This window comes from Arhodomonas sp. KWT (assembly GCF_010993615.1).
This window is the reverse complement of record NZ_WNXE01000948.1, coordinates 1-644: the sequence shown is the minus strand read 5'-3', so window position 1 is coordinate 644 and position 644 is coordinate 1. Positions and strand designations below refer to the sequence as shown.

Annotated in this window: 1 protein-coding gene and 1 pseudogene; one reads left to right on the top strand and one right to left on the bottom strand. The window is 68.0% G+C overall.

What is annotated here, in order from left to right; all coding sequences use genetic code 11:
• A partial coding sequence (locus G7A99_RS23485; protein WP_163144458.1) for a 3-hydroxyacyl-CoA dehydrogenase NAD-binding domain-containing protein occupies positions 1 to 266 on the bottom strand: 266 nt, incomplete at its 3' end.
• A gap of 199 nt (positions 267 to 465) precedes the next feature.
• Between G7A99_RS23485 and G7A99_RS23480 the strand changes: the two are divergent.
• Positions 466 to 644, top strand: a pseudogene (locus G7A99_RS23480) (polyamine aminopropyltransferase); the annotation flags it as partial.

The window sequence follows — 644 nt, the reverse complement described above, 5'->3', positions numbered from 1 at the left end:
ACAATCACCGTTGCATCGGCCAGGTCCGCCATGCGGGTGGTGACGCTGAGTCGCGCGAGCGCGGCCTCGGCGGCGTCGGCCTCCAGCCGGCCCTTGTCGACGAGGCGCCGCAGGCCACCGTCGATGGCCTCCCGGGCCTTGTCCAGAACGGCCTCGGAGACGTCGCACAGGACGACCTCCCGGCCCGCGGTGAGGGCGGTCTGGGCGATCCCCCGTCCCATGGTGCCGCCCCCCACGACGGCGATGCGCTGCGGCGTGTCAGTCATCCGACTGGTCTCCTCTCTCTGTGCTGTAATGCCCCGTTCGTTACCCTGCCCGCACACGGCGTAAGGCGGGTTGGCCGACGGGAAGAAACGGCCATGATATCAGCGCCCCCGGCACACGGCGCGACTGCACGATTGCCGCCCTGTGCCGGACACCGCTATCAGGAGTAAACTCCCGCCCACGATCCACGCGGAGCACGGCATGAGTCTCGACGAGCACTGGTTTTCCGAAGCGTTCGAGGACGAGGGCGTGGCGTTTTCGCTGCGCATTACGGGTACGCTCCTCGACGAGCACAGCCCCTACCAGCACATCCAGGTCTTCGAGACGAGCCACTGGGGCAACGTCCTCACCCTGGACGGCTGCGTGATGCTGACGACGCG